Origin of the sequence: Leptolyngbya sp. NK1-12 (assembly GCF_032598965.1) — a bacterium.
Taxonomy (GTDB): domain Bacteria; phylum Cyanobacteriota; class Cyanobacteriia; order Elainellales; family Elainellaceae; genus Elainella.
The window spans coordinates 3,753,982-3,776,680 of sequence record NZ_CP053586.1; the positions used below are offsets into that span (position 1 = coordinate 3,753,982).

21 protein-coding genes are annotated in these 22,699 nt (G+C 49.8%); 10 read left to right on the plus strand and 11 right to left on the minus strand.

Annotated features, from left to right (window positions below):
• Nucleotides 1-117 precede the first annotated feature (117 nt).
• On the minus strand, nucleotides 118-1,368 hold the full coding sequence (locus HJG54_RS15925; RefSeq protein WP_316429883.1) for a caspase family protein: 1,251 nt from the start codon (nucleotides 1,366-1,368) through the stop codon (nucleotides 118-120).
• A 333-nt stretch (nucleotides 1,369-1,701) separates the two neighbouring features.
• Here HJG54_RS15925 and HJG54_RS15930 point away from each other — a divergent pair, with 333 nt between their 5' ends.
• On the plus strand, nucleotides 1,702-2,139 hold the full coding sequence (locus tag HJG54_RS15930) for a hypothetical protein (RefSeq protein WP_316429885.1): 438 nt from the start codon (nucleotides 1,702-1,704) through the stop codon (nucleotides 2,137-2,139).
• A 159-nt stretch (nucleotides 2,140-2,298) separates the two neighbouring features.
• Here HJG54_RS15930 and HJG54_RS15935 read toward each other — a convergent pair whose 3' ends face one another.
• From HJG54_RS15935 to HJG54_RS15945, 3 genes are all read right to left on the minus strand, one after another.
• A complete protein-coding gene (locus HJG54_RS15935; protein WP_316429887.1) occupies nucleotides 2,299-4,689 on the minus strand; it encodes a calcium-binding protein in 2,391 nt (796 codons plus the stop codon).
• A 111-nt stretch (nucleotides 4,690-4,800) separates the two neighbouring features.
• Nucleotides 4,801-5,556 (minus strand): type II toxin-antitoxin system HicB family antitoxin, encoded by a 756-nt coding sequence (locus HJG54_RS15940; protein ID WP_316429889.1) that lies wholly within the window; start codon nucleotides 5,554-5,556, stop codon nucleotides 4,801-4,803.
• Nucleotides 5,557-5,558: 2 nt separating this feature from the next.
• Nucleotides 5,559-5,843 carry a hypothetical protein gene (locus HJG54_RS15945; RefSeq protein WP_035997030.1) on the minus strand — a complete coding sequence of 95 codons (285 nt, stop codon included), beginning with the start codon at nucleotides 5,841-5,843 and terminating at the stop codon, nucleotides 5,559-5,561.
• Between the two features lie 1,261 nt (nucleotides 5,844-7,104).
• On the opposite strand from HJG54_RS15945, the gene HJG54_RS15950 reads away from it, so the two are divergent.
• Together HJG54_RS15950 and HJG54_RS15955 are read left to right on the plus strand one after the other, a co-directional pair.
• Entirely contained in the window at nucleotides 7,105-7,338 is a 234-nt protein-coding gene (locus tag HJG54_RS15950) for an NfeD family protein (protein WP_035997028.1), read from the plus strand.
• 47 nt (nucleotides 7,339-7,385) lie between these two features.
• The gene (locus HJG54_RS15955; protein WP_316429892.1) at nucleotides 7,386-8,270 is read left to right on the plus strand and encodes a hypothetical protein; all 885 of its coding nucleotides are present in this window, start codon (nucleotides 7,386-7,388) and stop codon (nucleotides 8,268-8,270) included.
• A 244-nt stretch (nucleotides 8,271-8,514) separates the two neighbouring features.
• On the opposite strand, the gene HJG54_RS15960 is transcribed toward HJG54_RS15955, so the two are convergent.
• The 4 genes from HJG54_RS15960 to HJG54_RS15975 all read right to left on the minus strand — a co-directional run bounded on the left by HJG54_RS15960 (nucleotide 8,515) and on the right by HJG54_RS15975 (nucleotide 11,064).
• Nucleotides 8,515-8,685, minus strand: coding sequence for a chlorophyll a/b-binding protein (locus tag HJG54_RS15960; RefSeq protein ID WP_035997024.1), 171 nt, complete (start codon nucleotides 8,683-8,685; stop codon nucleotides 8,515-8,517).
• Nucleotides 8,686-8,869: 184 nt separating this feature from the next.
• On the minus strand, nucleotides 8,870-9,214 hold the full coding sequence (locus HJG54_RS15965; protein ID WP_316429893.1) for a hypothetical protein: 345 nt from the start codon (nucleotides 9,212-9,214) through the stop codon (nucleotides 8,870-8,872).
• 178 nt (nucleotides 9,215-9,392) lie between these two features.
• Complete coding sequence (locus HJG54_RS15970; RefSeq protein ID WP_316429894.1) at nucleotides 9,393-9,647, minus strand: hypothetical protein; 255 nt, start codon at nucleotides 9,645-9,647, stop codon at nucleotides 9,393-9,395.
• 238 nt (nucleotides 9,648-9,885) lie between these two features.
• Nucleotides 9,886-11,064: a M20 family metallopeptidase gene (locus HJG54_RS15975; protein ID WP_316429895.1), complete on the minus strand. Its 1,179-nt coding sequence runs from the start codon at nucleotides 11,062-11,064 to the stop codon at nucleotides 9,886-9,888.
• A gap of 701 nt (nucleotides 11,065-11,765) precedes the next feature.
• Here HJG54_RS15975 and HJG54_RS15980 point away from each other — a divergent pair.
• From HJG54_RS15980 to HJG54_RS16005, 6 genes are all read left to right on the plus strand, one after another.
• The gene (locus tag HJG54_RS15980) at nucleotides 11,766-12,563 is read left to right on the plus strand and encodes a RecB family exonuclease (RefSeq protein ID WP_316429897.1); all 798 of its coding nucleotides are present in this window, start codon (nucleotides 11,766-11,768) and stop codon (nucleotides 12,561-12,563) included.
• Nucleotides 12,564-12,728: 165 nt separating this feature from the next.
• The gene (locus HJG54_RS15985; RefSeq protein WP_316429899.1) at nucleotides 12,729-14,087 is read left to right on the plus strand and encodes a YcbK family protein; all 1,359 of its coding nucleotides are present in this window, start codon (nucleotides 12,729-12,731) and stop codon (nucleotides 14,085-14,087) included.
• 10 nt (nucleotides 14,088-14,097) lie between these two features.
• Nucleotides 14,098-14,427, plus strand: coding sequence for a hypothetical protein (locus HJG54_RS15990; RefSeq protein ID WP_316429901.1), 330 nt, complete (start codon nucleotides 14,098-14,100; stop codon nucleotides 14,425-14,427).
• Between the two features lie 33 nt (nucleotides 14,428-14,460).
• Entirely contained in the window at nucleotides 14,461-15,378 is a 918-nt protein-coding gene (locus tag HJG54_RS15995; protein WP_316429903.1) for a M28 family peptidase, read from the plus strand.
• Nucleotides 15,379-15,406: 28 nt separating this feature from the next.
• The gene (locus HJG54_RS16000) at nucleotides 15,407-15,700 is read left to right on the plus strand and encodes a hypothetical protein (protein ID WP_051924754.1); all 294 of its coding nucleotides are present in this window, start codon (nucleotides 15,407-15,409) and stop codon (nucleotides 15,698-15,700) included.
• An 885-nt stretch (nucleotides 15,701-16,585) separates the two neighbouring features.
• A complete protein-coding gene (locus HJG54_RS16005) occupies nucleotides 16,586-16,897 on the plus strand; it encodes a hypothetical protein (protein WP_316429905.1) in 312 nt (103 codons plus the stop codon).
• On the opposite strand, the gene HJG54_RS16010 is transcribed toward HJG54_RS16005, so the two are convergent.
• Together HJG54_RS16010 and HJG54_RS16015 are read right to left on the minus strand one after the other, a co-directional pair.
• On the minus strand, nucleotides 16,808-18,151 hold the full coding sequence (locus tag HJG54_RS16010) for an SLC13 family permease (RefSeq protein ID WP_316429907.1): 1,344 nt from the start codon (nucleotides 18,149-18,151) through the stop codon (nucleotides 16,808-16,810). The genes HJG54_RS16005 and HJG54_RS16010 overlap by 90 nt on opposite strands.
• Before the next feature lie 495 nt (nucleotides 18,152-18,646).
• Nucleotides 18,647-19,267, minus strand: a complete 621-nt coding sequence (locus HJG54_RS16015; RefSeq protein WP_316429909.1) for a hypothetical protein — start codon at nucleotides 19,265-19,267, stop codon at nucleotides 18,647-18,649.
• A gap of 473 nt (nucleotides 19,268-19,740) precedes the next feature.
• Here HJG54_RS16015 and uvrB point away from each other — a divergent pair, with 473 nt between their 5' ends.
• Complete coding sequence (gene uvrB, locus HJG54_RS16020) at nucleotides 19,741-21,801, plus strand: excinuclease ABC subunit UvrB (protein WP_316429910.1); 2,061 nt, start codon at nucleotides 19,741-19,743, stop codon at nucleotides 21,799-21,801.
• 4 nt (nucleotides 21,802-21,805) lie between these two features.
• Here the strand turns inward: uvrB and xth are convergent, their stop codons facing one another.
• The gene (gene xth / locus HJG54_RS16025; RefSeq protein WP_316429912.1) at nucleotides 21,806-22,609 is read right to left on the minus strand and encodes an exodeoxyribonuclease III; all 804 of its coding nucleotides are present in this window, start codon (nucleotides 22,607-22,609) and stop codon (nucleotides 21,806-21,808) included.
• Nucleotides 22,610-22,699: the final 90 nt, after the last annotated feature.

A 22,699-nucleotide genomic window follows, 5' to 3' on the forward strand; every position in this document is an offset into this window, starting at 1 on the left:
CCTATGCTACTGTTAGCTTGATCCAATATCTCTAAGCTAATTATTCAACTCTCATTTCTAGACACTAAATTTTGTCTAAATTTTGTCTAAATTTTGTCTATCTCTATTTGTCTAGCTTTACCAAGAACGACTTTCACAAGCTATTAATCGATCAATTGTGGCAATTTGCATAGTATTACCTTGTTCCCGTAGCTGTTTCTCCATGCCAATGTTGATTAATTCTATACCCAATCGAGTTAAATAGGCTTGTTGTTCAGATGACAGCGGCATCCGGCTCGCTACAGCTTGACCTGTTTCTAAAAAGGATTGGTTCTTGTTCATGCCAAACCGCTGCATGAGGGACTCAACTACATACCGTTGTTCTGGACGGGCCGTTGCCAGAAGTGTCACCATTGGCTGCGCTAAAATTTGCTGGTGGCTGCGGCCAGCCTGCTCCTGGAGCCACACTTCTAGGGTTGAAACAGGTAGGTCGGTAGACTGCTCATCTACCTTGGCAAAGGCATGAGCCTCAGCATAGGAAACCCGCCCATCGCGGTTGTAATCGGCAGAAGCAACTCGCTGCCCGGTGCGGTCCTGACCGCTCAGTCCGGCAAAAAAGCTAGAACTGTAGTCACGGTAATCGGCTTCGTTCACTTCTGGGGTGCAGCCCACCGAGGGACGAGACTTAATCGTGGCGAAAAAGCCGCAGCGAGTCTGGAGCGCTACAGGCCGCCGGGGATCACCTCCCTGGTAGATAAAATTAGCAAAGGAACCGGAATAGCACTGGGACATCATGGCTACGACTGGAACAGTTTGGGGCAACTGGTCTAGTGATGTGGCAAACTGCTGAACTGAGAGTAATTCTTCCTGCCAGAGAATCATGGCATTGTTGTCCAAATTGCGCGGATTGCGGTAGCCATGCCCAGTGAAATAGAAGAAAATGGGCCGCTGATCGTTGGTTTGCAGTGTCCGCTGCATCCAGCTCTGAAAATTGCTCAAGGTGGACGCACCAGTCAAATAGGGAATCTCGGGGACTTTGAACAGATCCTTTTGCCCATTTCGATAGCGAACGGTAGCCTGTCCATCGGTGCCATTGGCAAAAAACAGGCTGACTGCTGCCGGATTGAATCCTAGAGCTTGCAGGGTGCGCTGAAAGTACAGAACATTCTTTTCCAACGCAATTTCGTTATAGGAGGGAGCACCGCCACCCCCCATGACCAAAAAATTGGGATTTGCGGAATTCCTGACATTGCTCACATTGGTCTGATCGGAGTTGGCCTCTAATCGGTTCTGACAGGATGGCTCAACTGCAGAAGCAGACCCTAGACCCGCAACCACCAAACTTGTCAAAATGCTAATGCCGCCATGCAGGGCAAGTCGTCTAACCATACGCGCTTCTCTGTTAGAAATACCTTGGGAACACCTACAGCGTTTTCACTCATGTGAGGTACAGGGGGTGTGGGGGCTTCGCCCCCACGCAGGGGCACTGCCCCTGCACCCCGGTTTTTGTACTTCACTAGCCTGAAAAAGGCTGTAGTTCGGAACACCCGGTCGGAAGACTCAAAAACCTTCAGTCGTAAGGTATCACATTCTTTCCCAATCTCTGCCAATCTCCGCCAAACGAAACAGGTGGCTTGTCCCATCGATTGTGTAAGCTGGAACAGATAGGAACTGTCCAGAAGTTATCTCACACCTAATCAGGACCAATCAGGAGGTACAGTAATGAAATCGCTCATTTTTGCTGGTCTTTCTGCGTTTGTGCTCGCGGGGGTGATTGCTCCAGCCGCCAAGGCAAATTTGTTCGAAAACATTGGTAATTCAGTGGATAATGCGGCTGACGCGACTGGCAATGCTGTGGATGATGCTGTAGATGCAACCGGTAACGCAATCGATGATGCAGCAGATGCAACGGGCAACGCTGTAGATGATGCTGTAGATGCAACCGGTAACGCCGTGGACGATGCCGCTAATACTGTGGATGATACAGCCGATGATGTAGGCAATGATGTAGGCCATACAGTGGATGAGGCGGCTGATGACACTGGTAATGCTGTAGACGATGCGGCCAATGCGGTCGATGAGGCGGCTGATGACACTGGTAGAGCAGTTGGTAATACTGCCGATGATGTAGGCGATGCGATCGAAGAGGCAGTGCAATAGATTCTAATCGACTTCTAATCGACTTCTAATCGACGGCAGGAGAGTGCGGGCAGATGCCCGCTGCCAGCAAAATGGTTGCACTAGTTGCACTATCGGACCTATCGGACTGTAGCATTCGCTCAGTGGTTAGGTTGGCTTGCTGGATTAATTCATCTACCCTCAGCCAAATAAAAGCCCAGGGTTGCTAATCTGTACGCCTAGCAGGGTAATGAGCGGTTGATCGTTAACCAGGAGCAGTGTGTTATTGCCGTCGATTTGGGTTGTGACTTGGCTAGAGGTTATACCACCGGTCAACTGAATCCGATCTGTGCCGAGTTGGAAATCTTCAATAACGCTGTTAGGATCAAGGTCGGGAGACAGCAAGAATCGATCGCGCCCTGCTCCGCCATTCAGCACGTTTCTGCCGCTGCCGCCATCGAGCAAATCGTCGCCGGTTCCACCCAGCAAGTAGTCATTGCCACTGCCGCCATAGAGTTCGTCATTGCCACTGCTCCCCCGCAGTTTATCATCACCGCTTAGCCCAAAGAGACGATCGTTACCTTCCAGACCGTCGATCACATCGTTAGAATTTTCCCGGCCTTGAGTTTGGTTGTCGAGAGGATTGAGGAATGTAACCGTATCTGGTCGCAGTACCTGCTCGATAGATCGCTCGGCATCAATGACATCAAAACTATCTTCGATGCGGTCTTGAGCCTCAAATAGAATATTACCAATCGTAATTGAGGCCCAGGTGGCGGTTGTCAGATTATCTAAATTGTCTATTCTAAAGTCTTTTAGCGTTATCTCTAATTTTGATACTGACTCAAATGTGATGACTAAGTCATTCCCACGCTGATTCAGCAATAGATTCTCAGGCGTGAGACCAGAACCGCTAAATTTGAGTGTGTCTAGGTTGCGCACTACATCGGCAGACGGTGTGACACCCCGCCCCACGCCGCCAAAGTTTCGGATTGTAAACTTGCCGGCTTCGATCGTAATGCTCGTGTTACCTACAGGATTTGCTAGCTCGGTCGGAGCGTCTGGAGGTTGAGCAGGTGCCTTACCGGGGTCTGTCCCATCTGGGGATTTTGGTTCGCTGGGAGGGTTGCCTTGATCTGGATCGCTCGGCTCCACACCACCATTAGTTGGCGGAATTGGCAGTCCATTCGGCGTTTCCTCGATGGGATTGCCCGGAACCGATGGCGGACCGGAGGGTGGTTGGTTGGGCACAAATGGCACACTGGGAACGGGTGTGGGTGGGCGCAACGGTTGAGATGGCTGAGGTGGTGGCGTCGGCTCAAGCAAACCCCTCCTAAGTGGAGGCCGTAACGGGCGCGCTGGATCAACTCCTCTGGCATCCGGTATTCGAGATGATTCACCAGGACCATTGATTTCACGATTGTCAGCAGGGCCTTGATTTTGGTTTGGTAACCGATTGGGCTGCAATCGCTGCACTTCCGAGAGTTGGGCCACTTGATCAATCGGGTTCTCAGTCGCAACCAAATCTACATCCGCATCGAGCCAGCCAGTATTGTCAAGCACCTGAACATCTGGCCCCTCTGGATCGGAATCAACCGAGCTGGTATTTGCAATTTCAGCCGCTAATGGGCTAACCTGTTGCTCTAGCGATGGTTCTACTGGAGTACTAGCTGCTGTAATTGGCACGTTGGTTGGGCCATTACTAACAGTGGCTGCCGCAACAGGCTGGAGAACCAAACTGGGTTGCAGTAACTCCAGAACGCCTACTCCCACTTGATTAACGATTGCTGCTAGATCAACTGACAAGATTTGGGATAGAGATTCTATGTTCTGTTTAGCCAGATTATCTAAATAAGAGTCGTGGGTTAGACGATGGGGTAAGAGCTTAGCCAGTAGGAAAAAAATCAGCAGCGGTAGGGTATCAGCCGGAGGGATAGAACGATTAAGGGTAGGTCTTACCCTACCCTCCGAATCCAACTGGTAAATTGGTTGTTCTTCAACCTGAAGATTGGTTTCGGTTTGGGGACTTCGCAATCGTGGAGTTGGATCCGCGCCGTTAACAGCCACTTCTTCTTCAAACTCAAGCGTAGAAGTGGGCGCATCAATTATGGGTAGTTCTATGGGTAGTTCGTTCTCTACAGTCGGCACCGGCAAATTCTCCACCGGATCCGGGTGGTGTGGCGTTGTGGTTGGCGAGAACGAGGAGTGACTACTGAATTGAAGCTGATGGTGTAGAGCTAGCAGCGGCAAATTGTCAATATCGACCACATAAACTCTGCTGCCGAGTTGGCGACAAAGCGCTTCATACTTTTCAGCCTCGAAACATACGAGCGGAACCTGTAATCGCTCAGCTTCCTGCACCTCCAATCTCAGCAAATCCTGTTCGCTAAAATCAATCTGGCGAGGCGTGAATTGGGTTGGATACTTGGCCGGGAACTGAATAAAGCTCTTTAGCCAAATCAGCTTTGCCGTGGTTGCTTCGGCATCTCGCAAGATATCAAACCATTCTTGCCCGATAAAGTCTAACGTTTGCGATAGGGCTTGGGGCCGCAGTTCTCCCTGCCATTGCTGAACTATGCCAGAAATAGCCAAAGTGTATGCTTCCAAATCAGGAAGCAGAAGATCGCAGCTGACCAAAATAACTCGCGACATTCGTTCGGGCCACAACTCCAGTTATTAATATTCGGGAAACAGAGAGCTGTGTCAACCATTTCCCGACTGCACTGACAGTGTTTTCACATCTTTTTCCGTGTTTCTCTCTGCATCCTCTAAGTCAATCCCTCCATCCAAATCAACCGTAGTCAAACTAGATGCTGGATTTACCGATTGTTCTGTTAGAGCAAATAAAGCGGCCTGTTGTGACTGAACCGACTTCAAGTATTCTTGAGCTGTTTCTACTTTTTCTAGTAAGTCTGCTAATTCTTTGTCCTTTAAAACCGGCTTCAGTTCTCCATACAGGCGAGCAAATGTACTGGTGGTTTTCTCTTGCAGGTAAGGCTCAATAATAGTTTTAAGACGCATAATCTTATTTCGCAGGTCGGTTAGTAGCCGTCCGTACTCTGCGAAAGAAATTTCAAACTCTTGTTGCCGTTCAGTAGAGGAATGGATTGGGTTTTCGGCCTGCTTAGCTGCTTGACTGAGGGTCTCCTCCATCCAGGCGTTAATACTTTTGTTCGCTCGTGTAGCAGCAATATAGATATCTCGATGAATTTCCGGTGTTGTTCTAAAGGGCAGCTTCCCTGAAAATGGCTTGTTGGGTTCTATGCCTTGAGTCTTGCAGAACTCTATATATGTATCAACGGCTCTTTGGAATTTCTGCTCGGCCTCTCGTACCGTTCTGCCTTCAAACGTAATGATATCACGAGCCGTTTCATCGCCAATATTGAGGACTCGTCCATAGAGCATGTCTGACTCTGTATCCACTTCTACTTTGGCGATATAGTTTTTATACTTGAACATAGCTAATTGGGTTCAACTCCTACCCCACGCAAATAGTTCCGCAATTCATTGACAGTATGGCGACTGATACACCCTTGTTGACCAGAGTATGGGAAGATTCCCCGCCTCATTTCTTGATGCAAGTTTAGCGCAACACACAAAAAACCATTACTGACATGGCTTTCGCTATGCAGTACATCAAACAAAATCAGGACATTTAACCAGAGAATATCCGGTGGTGGATCGGCAAAGATAGCTCTAACGGTATTTTGCTGTTCATCTGGTAACTCATTAAAAAAGATGCACATTCGTTGGTAGATGCTGAAGGCTAGACAGGTTTGGCACGTCGTCTGACCAAGAAGCCTGACTCGACTGACAGGGAGAGAACACGAAGCTGAATAGCGAACTCCAAAGCAACGCTAAAACGCTGTGCCAAAGGTAGTTCAAATGCAAACTATCTAAAAACCTTGCTAGAAGGCACCCCACTAGCAAACATCTCCCTATCCTACCGCGATGTTCTGCGGGAATAGCGGTAGAGAGGCATCAAACGCTTTCCCCAATCACGACGTACCGTGCACCTAAGATATAACCTGCCTCTAGGCTTTAGATATGCAATCTAAGACCTGCAACTCATGAGAGTAGACAAAAGACACATCTATACTTCAGCTAGTCCATTAAGATATCAACTTAAGATATCAATGTCAATCCCGCAATGGCAAGGGTATTGTCTAATTTTCTCCAGCCGCTGCTTTGACCTGAGCTTCCACGCCAGTCTTCGATCGTGGAGTTGCCTGAGTTTGCAGATGCAAGCCCTTGCCTGATTCAGGCTAGCTACAAAGCCAGCAGGATGTTTTAAAAGTATCAAACGTGTTGCATTGCCCCCCAACCCCCACCAGTCGGGGACTTCCGATCTCGTATTTCTGGTTCAAAGTCCCCCCTCGCGCTTCGAGCGCGGCAACGAACAGAATGGGGGATGTAGGGGGCGGTTCGGGTTGCATCGGCGACTTTTCAAACACCCTCTAACAGGGGTGAGCAGTCTCTGAACACAGAAGCCTATTTTCGACGCAAGATATGATTTTTGATATCAGCTCCCTTCAGAACCTTGGGCTAGAGGCAATTTGAACACCTATAAATCCCTCCGGGCTGTTCTGCCTTCTGATGTTTTCAAGCAAGATTACATAACTATTGAGCTGCTTGATGCACTGACTTTACCTGAAGCGAGCGGCGACAGGCTCAGCCTCCTCATCCACTGGCACTTCCTCTGTAACAAGCCTACTGCTGCAAGAAATCCAGCAACAAGAATGTCAATTTGATATTAAAAATAGTATCAAACTGATATCTTGACAGAAATCACAAAAGTAGTCAAAATTGATTTACTGAATTTTTAGGAGGTCTGATCGGCCAGAACCCAATTCGGAAGACAACAGCAACTCAGCGGAATAACTCAGTCGATGTGCGGCCCCCCTAGGGTTGTCTAAGAGAATGGGGCGAAATCCGCAATTTCCCATCTGCTAATTTCCGGTCCAAATCAGTCCCCCTTAGTTTGTGAAAGGTAATGCAGTTATGGCTATGTCGAAGACCTCAGAGCGAATCGAACTATTTGCCCAACCTGGTATTGGTGAAGTGGTCCAGATGATTGCGCCTAATCGCCGGGGGCGCGTGAAATATCGAGCTAGTTTTTGGCCAGCTCGACTCTATTCAGATGCGTATGTCCAGGCAGAACCTTCAGAACAGGTAGTTGTGGTTGGTCGAGATGGAATTACGCTGCTGGTCACTCCTGTCACTTCTGCTCAGCTTGCCTAGGGATTGGTCCAGAGCAGGAGAACAAGCTTAGAGAGAGGTAGAACACTATGCGTACCCCGATGCCGCCTCCTTCTGATCATTTGCGATCTGTTCGAATTGGTTTGGCTATGGTTTTGACGGGTTCGGTCTTCCTGGCTACTGGTTCACTCGCAGTTCGCTTCTACTGGCTAGTCAAAGTGGATCAGCAGCAGCGGGTCGAGCAGCATCATCAAGCTATTTTGGCTCGAGTTGAGTACCTCAAGGCGGCAGGAGACCACCAGCGCTGCATCCGGGAAACTCAGCAAATCCCAGTTGAGTCCTTGTTTCATAGCCGAGCCATCGTTTTACAGGACCAGTGTCAACGCGCCTTAACTACGGCTGTGATCAACCGAGCACAAGGTCAAGCCAATGCCGGTCAATTGAAGGATGCTATTAGCGAGGTGCAGACTATCTCAGATAGTGCTGTCGCTGCCCAAGTCCAGCAGTTGGTTTGGCAATGGTCAAATCAAATTCTGCAAGTTGCTGAAGGATATTACCGCGATTCCAACGGCAGATTCGAGGACGCCCTTAAAACGGCCGGCGCAATCACACCCGATAACCCGCTTTATAGCGAAGCTCAGAACAAAATTCGCGGTTGGCAACAAGAGTGGTTGAACAACCAGAGCCGTCAGCAAATTGTCGAAGCCGCCTTCAAAGCTCACCAATATGAAACGGCGCTGCTACAAGCCCAGCAGATTAGCCATCCCTACTGGAGTCGGCAAGTTGCTCCAATTGTGCAGGCAATCTATCGTGAGCAGGCTGCCCCGCAGCCATCGCCCCCAAGCCGCTCCGAGTCTGACTCAATAGACACAATTCCAGCAGGAGGCATGGATGATGTTCGCCTACCTATCTACCTGCTGTTGCCGCTGATGGCCGGGGCAATGGTGCTTTTAGCTGGTGCCAGACGCGACTAAAGATTCATTTGGGGAACTGATAGCAACGCACGGAGAAAACGGCACGGAGGAAACGGCACGGGGAAAACACCATTAGCAAGACCATCCTCTCGTGCAATCCAGTCATGCCTGTTGATCAAGCGAGTTTCCCAGAGAAAGAGAGAGCGCCCAAACTGTTGACAATTCTTGCGGAAAGTCAGGCAGCTTGGGGCGCTTTGTCTTTGAATACCTGAACCCACACAAAATGGAGCAATTTGATTCAAATTTAGTAGAGTCCTAACCAGGATAGTAATCCCTGTCCCGTGAAATATTCAATTGCCAGAGTAATCACAAAACCAAGCATGGCAGCCCGACCATTCAGGCGCTCAGCATAGGAATTGAACCCAAATTTAGGTTCTTCAAACTTAGGAGTTGCAGAAGGCTGAGGTTGAGTCATGGCTTTCTTTACAAAACTTAACTCTACACCCCCATTGTTAAGGATTACCGGTCGATCGTCAACCGCTGGCTGGTTGGGCAGTCGTAAACGCCAGTTGAATAGTTGATATCAGTTGAATGCTAATGAATAGGAATTGAATGCTTGACGACGCTAAGCAACTGACCTGCAAGTTAGTTGAATCAAGTCAGGTTGAGTTGAAGCGAGGGTCATCGGCTAGCAAAGCTGGATCAAAGCTGACAGCCCATTGGATCCAATCCTCCGATACCGGTGTCTCACCTTGCCGAATCAGCAGAGCTAGGTAACAGTTGGCTTGTCGGATCACAATCGCATGACAGTGGGCACCGTGGATCACGGCATGGCGAAATTCCTTTAGCTGAAACGAGGAGGTCAGCAGCGCCTGTAGCCCCAATGCTTGAAAAATTGACTGAACCCAGCTAATATCAGCACTTTCAGCAGAAATGTAATAATCCTTCGGCAAACCCGTTAAATCAAAAACAGCAGCGCCAAGGATTCGGTCTAAGTAGGACACACTCAACGCCCTTGCAATGCCTTTGCAATCGTTAAACTTCGCCTAACCGGACGAATTCCTGTTCTTTCCCAAATTAATCAATCTAGTGTCGGATCGCTATGCGGCTGATCACCAACGTAATTCAATCTGGTGCTTGTGGAATTCTCGCGCTCAAGGTCACTTTTACACAAGGCTACATTTACAGTTCAGAAGCCGTATCGGGAGCGATTTCAATGCCGCCCGTTTGCAGAACAGTTTGCTGCTCGGTGATCAGATCGCTCAGTTCTGTCATTTCTACACCGATCTGCTGACAAGCCTGATGAAGCTGTTGGCGAAATTCGGTCAAATCGTCTCCATAGCCACAGAGGTTAGCGGCTACCTCTATACCCTGCTTTGCATTAGCCTTAGCGCAATCAATCAGTTCAATTCCCTTTAGCGGTTCTGATGCTGCCATAACCCATTTGTCTCCCTGTGTGTGGTTGTGCCTGATGTGTCAACGAGGTTCGAGAGGTTTGAGCTTTGAGAGATTTGAACAGAATAATGCTCAGAATTGCGCTCAAAGCCACGCTCAGAAGCTGTTTGCAAAGCCCTGTGCAAACAGCTCCTCAAACCAATGCTACTTGCTGTGCTGTTAGGTTCTCAGTTGACAGGTATTCCCAGCCTATAGAAACTGACTGTCAAGACGGATCTGCCTAACGATGGAACCAGTATTTGTAGGCCGAATAGGCCATCGTCACCACTCCAGTCACAATCGCAGCTTCGTTGACATGGAATTGGGGATGGTGCAGCGGGTAATTGGGTTGGTCAGGAAAGGCCACACCTAGTCGAAACATGGTGCCAGGTGCATGTTCTAGGTAAAGGGAAAAGTCTTCAGCTCCCAACGAAGGTTCTAGCAGAATTTCGACCCGCTCGCTGCCCCAAGCTTCTTCGGCGGCGGCTTCGGTGATCTGAGTCAGAACCGGATCGTTTTGCACCGACGGCACTCCTCGACGGTAGTTCATGACATACTTCGCACCATAGGTTTGGCAAACATTTGCGACGATGCCTTCGATCCAAGCTGGCAAAGCAGCACTTGTTTCAGGATGGAGCGAACGCACGGTGCCCAGCATCCGCACTTGGTCTGCAATTACATTGGGTGCTCGCCCGCCTTGAATCTGACCAATCGTCAGCACAACCGGGCGTAGTGGGTTATGGGTACGGCTAATTGCCTGTTGTAGCGTAGTGATCACCTGTGCTCCGATCCAAATAGCGTCAATCGCTTCATGGGGACGCGCTCCATGTCCCGATTCGCCGGTAATGATTAGCTCCAGGTCATCGGCGGCAGCTGTTAACGCGCCATAGCGAATGCCGATCGACCCACCTGGAATAGTTGGAAACACATGCACGCCAAATACGGCACTGACGTTGGTCATGGCCCCATCCCGAATCATCCAGCTTGCGCCTTGGGCCGTTTCTTCTGCGGGCTGAAACAAAAATCGCACGGTTCCTGGCAAGGCTTCTCCCAACTGAGACAATATCATCGCGGTTCCCAGCCCAACTGTCGTATGCACATCATGACCGCAGGCATGCATAATACCAGGCTGCTGAGAGGCAAAATCCAATCCTGAGCGTTCTTGAATCGGCAGGGCATCCATATCAGTGCGAATCGCCAGCATCCGAACATCGTCACCGGCTCCTGCTAGGTCGGCTATAACGCCTGTTTTCCCCATCATTTCTTGAACATGCAAGCCACAGGACGACAATACGCCAGCCACATAGGCGGCAGTTTTATATTCCTGCCCGCTCAGCTCAGGATTGCTATGCAAATGACGACGAATTTCAATCAGACGAGGCGCAAGGTTAGACGCAATATCTTTAATTCGGCTCAGCATGGAAGAATCAGGTGATGGTTTAACCCATGATACTCTTCGGTTAATCTTTCTTAAGGTTATCGCGTAGGGCAGCAAGCAGAAGACTTAAGTTTGCCAGTTTCTGTGTGAAGCCCTAATTGAGAAACAAAGCTGAGCCAAATGAATGGTTCGCATCAAGCCTTTTGTGCGATGCCCTTAACCGAGTAAGCAGGAATCCCCCACAGTTGCTCAATCAAAGTTTCTAATTTGATGTCTAGACCACTTCGCGCGAACAGACTATTGATATGATTTGCCCGACCATGAATGATTTTTGTTTTTGCTAAAGCTTCCCTATTAAACCATAGATAAATTTCAACCTTTTCATGCCATTTTGCATGCCACTATCTCAGCTTGCGATACACTAATTCGATTTGCAGGGGTGCCTAGGCTAACGCAAAATTCTCTCTTAGCAGAATTTCAGCCGCTTTACGCTATATATAGGAAGAACTAATGAAAAATATGTGGTCGAATTCCATATCTAGTGCCATTATAGTAGCGTCATGCCCGACAGACCGCACCCGTAGACAGTAATCTCGCTGTTTGCGGGTGCTACCTACCTCTTCTGGGTTGATCAGCGCTGAGAACGGAGGGCGGACTTTTTCTGAAATAAATTCTAAAGCTCAGATTTGCCAAGCGTGCCAAGCGTTGGCTCTTTATAAGCAATTAAAGCTATTGAGAGGTTTATGTCTTATACCCTATCCGCAGCTAAGTTGCAGACCTATCATCGCTGCCCCCGCGCCTACTATTTCCGCTACGAACGCCGATTAGATGGGTCTGGTTTTTATGGTTCAACAGCCTTGGGAACTTCGCTGCACCAAGCGTTGGCCCAGATCTACCAAGATTGGCACTATCAGGATCCAGTGCCTCGGCTCGATTGGATCGAATATTGTTGGAATCAGCAAATTGGTGACCTGACTTCCAATCAAATTGCGGAAGGGCGAGCAATTCTGCGGCGTTATTACTATTCTTTTATTGCTAGCCAGTCAGCTATGCGGCGTCCATTGGCCGTAGAAGGACGGATTCAGGGCTGTTTACAGGTGGAAAACCTGGAGTTTGTTTTGTCCGGTCGGTATGACCGGTTGGATTACTGCGGCGATGGATTGGAGCTGATCGACTATAAATCAGCCAAAGAGATTGAAACCATTGAGCCAGACGAAATTGATTTGCAGATCGGACTGTATTATCTCGCTCTGGAGCAGCGCTATCAGCGCAGTCTAAAACAGCTGAGTTTGCTGTACCTGCGCACCGGTGAGAAATTTAGCTACACAGCGACCCCAGGCCATCGACAGCGCGTTGAGCAGGTGATCAGCGAGTTGGCGGTTGAATTACGACGTGACCGCCGCTGGCTGCCTGTCCCCGGAACCCAATGTGACCGCTGTGCCTATGCTCGCTACTGCCCTGCGATGCGACAGGAGCCAGAGCCATTACCTGAAGCTGCTCGTCCAGAACCAGGATTGCAGCTTGTACTCAGCCTTAACTAATCTTGCTCAACGAGTCTTGAGTGCTCTTGAGAGGGAGTTTGGCACCCTGGCGACTGGCAGCTAGGTCGTGCCATACTCGGGGCAATCCCCCGCTCGCGCAGGTGTAATTCCAGCGCATCTAAATAGCGGCATAGATTCTTCGAGAGCTTTTTCGAGATTGGCTGCATGGCTGAGCAGATACTGAGAGTCAATAAAGATACATTCTTTAAGCTTCGTCCAGAGCAGGCGTCTACCCTGACGGCCCAGGAGCTACATGCGGTGACAGCCGGAAGCACGTTCCCAATTCAGTCCTATGCCTACGCTGATGTGAACGGAACCTTCCAAGGTCATATCAAGTTTGCGCTCAAGAACAGCTTCATTCGTGGGTTAAACACCTGGTTCGTCTACAGCCTCCACGCTCAGGTGGAGCAGGATGGCGAAATAGTCTATCCCATCGAGGATCAGATGTCTCTGCCGATTCTGCGCATCACTCGCGACACGGTACTAAAGCGGCGTCCGGTGCAGTCATCATCGCTCTCACCAGCAGAAATTTATCCAATTGAAGCAGGGCGAAGCATCGAGCTACAGTCCTATGCCTATGCTGACAGTCAGGGAGATTTTAGTAGCCACATTAAATTTGCGATTCGTTCGCGAGAGGATTTTATTCGTGGCTTCAGCACCTGGTTTGTCTATGACCAGCACGCCTATGTTGAGTTTGATGACAAAATCGTTTACCCACCAGAAGATCCCAATACACCTTTGATGCAGGTGATTGTCCCTACCCTATTCAAGCGACGCCCAGTACCATCAGAGCAGCTCAGCGAGGCCGAAAAGCATCCAGTGGCTAGGGGAACAGTCTGGCGGCTGCATTCCTACGCCTATGCGGATGCCCAGGGAAGTTTCAACGGCCATCTCAGATTTGCACTGAAGTACGAAAAAGACTACATTCAGCGGCTCAGCACTTGGTACGTTTTTGGCAGGCATGTTCAGGTGATCCGCAATGGCGCTATTGTCTATCCACCTGCAAGCCCAATTCCGTCTCCTCGCCCCACACCGACGCCCAGACCCACGCCGACTCCAACCCCAACACCGCCACCAGCGCCAACCCCCCCACGCTATCAAGGCATTCCGTTTAAACTCCCCGGCAATCGCGGCACTTTCTACACCGATCAGCCCATCATTCCCGGCGGCAGCTTTACCTGGGGCGAGGCCACCAAAGATGCCACCCGCATTCCCGAAAATGTGACGATTGTTAACAATATCATTGCCTTAGCACGAGAGCTGCAAAAAGCGCGAGACCAGATTGGTAGGCCGTTTATTGTTACTTCCTGGTACCGTCCGCCTGCGATTAACGAAGCCGTTGGTGGAGTGCCAAACAGCCAACATCTCTATGGCAAAGCTGTGGATGTACAGGTACCAGGTCTCAGCGGCAGACGGGTTGCCAACGCGCTGATGCTGTGGTGGAGTGGAGGCATGGGCATCTATAGCGCGATGCCAAATCTTATTCATTTAGATATTGGTCCGAAACGAACCTGGGGATTTTGAGGGGGTAAGCGTGCAGCATCGAGCAAGGTGGCAACAGGACGGGATTTATTTACTGCTAGGGTTAACGCTGGCTTTGGCCTTCTTAGGAGCGGTAGTGGCGGTCGGGGGACTACTGTTGTTGCTACTCAGCGTGATTGCACCCGCCAGTCTCCAAGCTGCGATTCAGTCGATCAGTCAACCGCTGCAAATCGGAGTTTTAGTGATTGCCTTGCTGGAAGTGATTAGCTGGAATTTGCTGCCTTTAATCGGCTTTGCTCCCCAGCGGCTGGCTCGACGCATGGCAGTCGGAATGGCGGCAATTATGCTGTTCATGGCTGTATCGCTGTTATTTTCACTCTAGGTTGCCCAACGACTGGAACGACCAGCAGGCACAATGGCTCAGACTCCAGCTCACCCTGCCGATAATCGGCCAAACAACCAGCCAGATAACCAGCTACAAATTGCGGCGCTCAAGCAACGATTGACTCAGCACCTGCAACAGGTGGCCCGTGAGCGCGATCCCTACTTGGCAACGGCCGGCCATTTCTACGTGCAGCACTATATCCAGCAGCAGTTGAGCCAATGGGGAACGGTTGAACAGCACAGCTTCGAGTTTCAGGGGCAACAGCACCAGAATCTAATCCTCAACCTGCCGCCTGCTTCGCCCGCTTCATCTTCAGCAGTGGCTCCAATACTGGTTGGCGCCCATTATGATGCGGTTCCTGGCTGCCCTGGTGCCGATGATAATGCGACAGGAATCGCCGTGCTTTTGGAGTTGGCCCACTACTTTGCTCATCAACCGGCTCGTTATCCGCTGCGCTTGGTTGCGTTTGATTTGGAAGAATTTGGTCTAGTTGGTAGTACTGCCTATGCTGTCGATCTGCATCAGCAAAAACAGCCCCTGCGCCTAATGATTTCTCTGGAGATGTTGGGCTATTGCAGCCATCTGCCAGGTTCCCAGTCTTACCCGCCTGGATTGCAGTACTTCTATCCGAATCGCGGTAATTTTGTCGGTTTGATTGGCAACTGGCGAACCATTCCAGATTTACTACGCCTCAACCGGGCTATTCGTCGCACTGGGCAGCCCTGCGAATGGCTACCGGCTGGAGCTAGGGGCAAAATCGTTCCCGATACTCGCCGCAGCGATCACGCCCCCTTTTGGGACCGGGGTTACCGTGCGATTATGGTGACCGACACCGCCAATCTGCGCAATCCTCACTATCACCGCGGTAGTGATCGGCTGGAGACATTAGATTTAGATTTCCTAACAAACCTGTGCTGGGGGTTAATTGGAGGACTCAGCTCACTATAATGGAACTTTGTTTGCTGCCGCTGCGTCTATGCGTTTTGAAACCGGCGATCCGCTCCATCTACCTCCCCTGCCCCTATACGAAAGTGCTCTGCTCTCATCCTTGGCCTTTTTTCGCCAGCAGGAACGCACAACTCAAGCCTTGAACTGTCTGGCAATGTATCTGCGGCAGAGCGAGGCACGAGTGTTAGGAGAAATCCGCTTTTATGCCAAATTGGTCAATTTAGAATCTGATGAGTTGCTAATGTTAATCCATCAGCATCCTGACCAGGCCGAAGCCCTGTTGAAAAATCATCTAAAGCAGAGATTAAATTTACCCGAATAGGGGATGTTATTGTTCGGGCAATTTTAGTTAGAATGCACTCTCCAGAGCAAGATGGCGCTAATCAACGCTCCTTACTTTTGCTTAATCAATTGTCCGAAACTTTTGATGTAGCTTTAACAACTAGCCGAACTAATAGGAATAGAATCGGTTAGACTGCTAGCTATCTGAAGACAAATTAGGTTTGCGGAAAGCTAGCAAGAAATGGGCAAGCAATCCTCAGATTTCCATTTTTTAGGTTTTCAACGGTTGCAATCTATTCCGAGATCTTGCTCTCCACTGGCTTGCTGATTTCAAGTTGGACTAATCTCAACTTGGACTAATCTGCGTTTCACCGTTTCGTATTAAACTTATCTCTAATCAATCTGTTTTTTGTCTGATTTGCCTTGCTTATTTAACGATCTTATTCAACAATTAGTCATTGATAGTAGCAGGCAATCCTATAAGCAAAACTTACAGCTTTGCAGTTGAAAAATTTATTTATTCGGTGCAGCAAATAGAACTAAATAATTGGTCGGTTGTCAGGTATAGAAACTACTATTAAGCCTACACTTTGTAAGAGATTTGTCACTCTATTCAGTTTGTAATGTTATGAGGAGGAGTTCACAAGAAGTGTCAGCTGAACTAGTCCGGTAGTCTGTGCAGTTTACAGTGCAGTTTATAGTGCAGTTTACTAAGTCAATCGGGGTAGGCAATTGGAGTAAGCAATTGGACTTGCAAACTAGCAGTTGAATTTTTGCGGCATTGGTCAAAGTCTGTCTGTTGAAACAGGGTTTCATTTCTCTGATGCCCTAGGATCTCTGCCATTAGCTGCTTCTGCCAGTCAAGGTCCCAACAATAGATCTCAAGATCCCAATCATCAAATTCCCAACAATTCCGGTGAGTGCAATGAATCTGAGCTACAAAGGATACACAACCATTCTCAACCGAGATCCCAATTCCCAGGTTTGGTATGGCCGGGTTTCCAGCATCCAGGACATAGTGACCTTTGAAGCCACAAGCGAGACAGCGGCAGAAGCAGAGTTTCATAAGGCGGTAGATACCTATCTCAGCTTCTGCCAGATTCTTAATCAAGCGCCTAACACACCGTTAGGCCGTCCATCGCTGAAGTCATTGCCAGACGAAAAACCGGGCTACCACATAGAAGGCGGCGGCGAGAAGCTGCATCAAAGCCACCGGCGGCCCATAGCGAAGAAATAGCTTAAAGGGAATGGGGCGTCCGTGCATTTCTGAAATTCCAGCCGCCACGATATTAGACGAAGCACCCACTAGAGTGCCATTTCCTCCCAGCGTCGCTCCAAACATCATGGCATAGAACAACGGTAAAACAGTTGGCGGTAAATCACCTGCAAAACCAGTTTGCAAAATCTCTGGACCCGCTAACCCAGCGTTGACAACGTACTGCTTTAGCAGCGGCACCATTGCCACCACTAGTGGAATATTGGGTACCACACTGGAAACAATCCCGACAAAGAACAAGAGCACCAGAGCAGCCAGCAAAATGTTTTGCCCCAATAAAACTCCGAGGATGGCTGACAAACTGCTGATTACGCCCGTTTTTTCCAGTCCGCCAATCAGCACGAAAATGCACATGAAAAACAGCAGAGTGCTCCAGTCCACATCGCGCAGAATGTTGTTGACGGTATCAATTTTGCTCTGGTGAGCTAATAGTAACGCTAAAGCCGCTCCCATCAAGGCCGCCGCCGCTGGCGACACAGGCACGGGCATAAATTCGCCGATTACAAAAAACAGCAGCACGAGTGCCACAATAATCATCCCAACGGTGAGCACACGGGGATGGTTAATCTCTGGATGGGGCAAATGGTCCAAATCTCCCAGCCGTCGTCGCCAAATGTCAGGAAACAAAAACGGCAGCATGAGCACAATGGTGATAATTGCCAGAACCCCCCCCAAGCTTAAGCGCTGTAGATATTCCACAAAGCCGACATTCACGGCCTCGCCCACGATATAGGTTGCTGGATCGCCCACCACAGTTAATAAGCCAGCGCTATTGGCAACAAACACCATTAGAATCAATAACGGCACAAAGTCCACCCCAATCTCCTCAGCCATTGGCGGAATCAGAGGGGCTAGCAGCATTACCGTTGTGGCATTGGGCAGAATTGCACAGATGGGTGTGGTAATCGCGACAATTGCCAAAAGCAGCCGTTTGCCTTGCCCCTTGGCCGAAATGACGATTTGAGTAGCCAGGTAGTCAAAGATTTTTGTCGGCTCAAAGGCTCGCACCAACACCATGACGCCAAAAAACAGGGCCAACGTTGGATAGCTGTTGCCGATGTAGCCAATGGCCTCATTCAAGCTCATTACGTTTGTAAAAACGAGCAGCATTGCTCCCAGAAATGCTGCAATCGTCAAGTGAACCCACTCGGTCATCAACAACAGGATCACCCCTAGAAAGGTGACCGTCGCCATGATTGCTTGCCAATTTTCCACCGCACCCCCTCCAGTAAATTGAGCTTAAGGCTGCGGGAGAAGCTAGGTTGAATCGCTCTCAGCGTTAACGCTTACCAATGCTGCCTTTCACTTATACCATTTCCCTTTGATTGGGCTACAGATCACCAAGCTCAACCGGCTAGATTGGGCAGGGTCCGTAACTCAAAACTCAAAACTCAAAACTAAGAACTGGTATTACTTAAGCAGACAGCAATACCCTACTGTCAAGAGGTCGAGCAAGCAGGGAACCAAGAGGCAGTAGATCAGATGGATTGTGAAATGATTGAGGAGTCAGGAACCAGAAGTCAGGCTTCGTTCGTGGAACGCGCTCCGCGAGCGACGGTGAGCTCAGCCGAACCGGAGTCAAGAGCGAGAAGCTAGGAAATACACGAGCGTCTGGCCGCCGTTTTTACAACCAATTTGGGCTTGCTCTATGACGCTTTGAGCGCTAGGCGCACTGGATGTGACCTGTTTGGATGTGGTGTGGGCGGTTGCCTAGGCGATTTTCTTGAGTATCGGGGCGTTCTGTTTGAATAGGGTGTGGTAGGACGGTGCGCGCAGGCTGACCCAGATGCGGTGGCGAAATTCAGATACAGTCAAGATGAAGGGAATGCTTTGATCGGTGAGTTCAAGCAGCAACCGATAAGCTTCTAAATTTTGTGAAGATTCCGTCTCACTAAGACGAACAGCACCAAATTCCAGCACCATACCATAGAGTTCATCGGCGTGACGAATGCCCTGATGAAGTTGGTCATTCAATACGAAATGGAACAGGGCTGTGGAGGCTTCTGACACAACGGTCAGCGGCATTGAGGGTAAAATAGCCAAAAACTTGAGGCCGAGGATCCAAAAAATCTTCTGCTCGATCTCGGAAAGGGTTTCGTAAGGATAAATCTTCTGTGGTTCGCTGGCTTGATGCAGATGAATCAGGGTTTCCAACTCCTGAATTTTGATGCCATACTCGAACCCTTTTGAATAAAGCTGCTTCAGCAATTGATTTAGGTCCGTCTGAAAAAAATTGCAAACTCCAACGCCGGTTAGAGGATAGTGAATGTAGCTAAGGTACTGACGCAGCAGCTTGCGAATGTAGTATTGCGTGTAGGGAGATAGTTGCATAGCGAGTAGATGCAGCGAAAGTCGCCGACGGATAGGGAACAGGAACCGATTCTTCTGGCCTGAGGTCAGTAGGAGTGGCGAATTTTCAGATAGCTGACGTAGAGAATCACATATTATGGAACTCATGTCTATAGCTGTCTGTGGCTAGCGCTACGATATGGCGTTCCTGAGAGCTAGTTGATGTAAAAAACGTAACTTACTGCTCCATTGCCGCAGTCTGATCCAAAGTTGGCTCGAAATCCTGCGAGACTGGCTTGTGTAGATACTCCAGGGCTGCCATTGTTGATTGCTGTAGTCCATTGAAACAAGATTCATTGGATACAATTCAAGGATTTTTATTAACGAGGCGATTGATATAAGGGAAGCTAATCCGCGTTACTCTTGAGTTTAGAGTTCCCAGCGACCAATTGCTGCTCCAGCTTTGATTACAATTCGTCATCATAGAAGAGGCGTAATGTCATCCAGAAGGCAGCATGGCAGAATTTAACATTCAGGCACCGTTTGAGCCAAAGGGAGACCAGCCCAAGGCAATCAAGCAGCTAACTAAACATGTGCAGGCAGGGCATCGCTTCCAAACCTTGCTGGGGGCAACGGGAACTGGAAAAACCCACTCAGTTGCCCGGGTGATTCAAAATGTCGGTAAACCAACGCTAGTTTTGGCCCATAACAAAACCCTGGCAGCACAGTTGTGCAATGAGCTGCGGGAATTTTTTCCAGATAACGCGGTTGAGTACTTTATCAGCTATTACGACTATTACCAGCCAGAAGCTTATATTCCAGTCACCGATACCTACATCGCCAAAACCGCTTCAATTAACGATGAGATTGACATGCTGCGGCACTCGGCTACGCGGTCACTGTTTGAGCGGCGGGATGTGATTGTGGTGGCATCGATTAGCTGCATTTATGGTTTAGGGATTCCCTCGGAGTACCTGCGGGCTTCGATTCCGTTTCGGGTTGGGATGGAAATAGACCAGCGGCAGGTGTTGCGCGATTTGGCCGCCGTGCAATACGAACGTAATGACCTGGATGTGGGGCGAGGCAAGTTTCGGGTGAAGGGCGATGTGCTAGAAATTGGTCCGGCCTACGAAGATCGCCTGATTCGGATCGAGTTTTTTGGCGATGAAATTGATGCAATTCGTTACATTGATCCGATCACCGGCGAAACGCTGCAAAGCATGGATGCTCTGAATGTCTATCCGGCTCGCCACTTTGTTACGCCCGATGAGCGGCTAGAGGAAGCCTGCAACGCCATCGAGCAAGAGCTGAAGGATCGGCTGATTGAGTTAGAAAAAGACAATAAGCTGCTGGAAGCCCAACGGCTTGACCAGCGCACCCGCTATGACCTGGAAATGCTGCGGGAAGTGGGCTATTGCAACGGCGTGGAAAACTATGCCCGTCACTTGGCCGGTCGTCCTGCCGGTTCACCGCCTGAATGCTTGCTCGATTATTTCCCAGACGATTGGCTGCTGGTGATCGACGAGTCCCACGTCACGGTGCCGCAGATTCGCGGCATGTACAACGGCGACCGCTCGCGCAAACTGACGCTGATCGAGCATGGCTTTCGCTTGCCCAGCGCCGCAGATAACCGTCCCCTCAAGGCCGAAGAATTTTGGCAGAAGGTGAAGCAGTGTATTTTTGTCTCGGCTACGCCGGGAGACTGGGAGCTAGAGGTCTCGGACGCTCGGTTTGAAGTGAAGACCGAAGGCAAGCTCGAAAGTAAACTGTATATTCCCGGAACGGGGCGAGTCGTCGAACAGGTGATTCGTCCCACGGGTGTGGTCGATCCAGAAATTTCGGTGCGGCCTACCGATGGTCAAATAGACGATTTACTGCATGAAATTCAACAGCGGGTGCAGCTCAACGAACGAACGTTGGTGACCACGCTGACCAAACGCATGGCTGAAGATTTGACCGAATACCTACAAGAAAGAGCAATTCGGGTCCGCTATCTGCATTCCGAGATCAACTCGATTGAGCGCATCGAGATTCTTCAGGATCTGCGCAACGGCGATTTTGATGTGTTGATCGGGGTAAACCTACTGCGGGAAGGATTGGACTTGCCGGAGGTGTCGCTGGTGGCAATTCTGGATGCCGACAAAGAAGGCTTTTTGCGAGCCGAACGATCGCTGATTCAGACGATCGGACGAGCCGCTCGCCATGTGCGCGGACAGGCAATTCTCTATGCCGACAACCTCACCGACAGTATGGAACGAGCGATCAGCGAAACCGAACGTCGTCGCAAAATTCAGCTCGAGTACAACCAAAAGCACGGCATTACCCCCAAATCGATCATCAAACGCTCCAGTAATGCAATTCTGCAATTTTTGGAGGTGTCGCGTCGGCTGACGGCGCAAGAGCTAGACCAAGCCTACGAACAGGCCGATGATCTACCGCTAGAAAACATTCCCGACCTGATTGTCCGACTCGAAGCAGAAATGAAAGAAGCCGCCAAAAAACTCGAATTTGAAGAAGCGGCCAAGCTGCGCGATCGAATCAAGCATCTGCGCGATCGGCTGTTGGGCAAGCATTGATAAACTAGACCTCCAATTCCACAATTACTGGGACATGGTCGCTGGGTTTTTCCCAACCGCGCGGGGCTTTGTCGATCGTGCAGCGTTTGGCTTTTGGACTGAGCTGGGGAGATAGATAGTGGTGATCAATGCGCCAACCCATGTTGCGGCGAAAGGCAGCGGCTCGGTAATCCCACCAGGTAAACTCGGAGGCTTGACTAAACTGGCGAAAGGCATCGACGAATCCCAGGTCGAATATGGCGTGCTGTAAGGCCAGTCGTTCGGCATCGGAGGCCATGACTCTGGTTTCTCGTCCGGTGGGGTCGTGAATATCCCGGTCCTCTGGTGCAATATTGAAATCGCCGCAAACGAGGATGTGGGGCTGTTGCGGCAGCAGGTTTTTTAAATAGTCTCGCAAGGTCGCTAGCCAGCGCAGTTTGTACTGGTATTTGTCACTGCCAATTTCGGAACCGTTGGGTACATACAGGTTGAGAATATAAACCCCCGACACCACGCCGCTAATCACCCGCTTTTGCTCGTCGAGATCGGCTACTGTGTCGCCCAATAGGGGGGCAAATCCGGCGGTGACGGTTTCTACTGGAGCACGGCTGAGCAGAGCCACCCCGTTGTAGGATTTTTGCCCAGAGATGTACACTTGATAGCCAAGGGCTTCGATTGCCGCTCTGGGAAATTCTGCATCGGTGACTTTGGTTTCTTGCAAGCACAGCACATCGACCGGATTATTTTCTAACCGATTATTTTCCAACCAACGAACCAAATGGTCTAAGCGCGTCCGAATTGAATTGACATTCCAGGTTGCAACGTTCATTCGTTTCCCTTGCCACAAAAAAATGACCCACGCGGGTACTGACACAGCCCCTCTGCATCAGCCTTACTAGAGATAGTTAACCTTAGCATC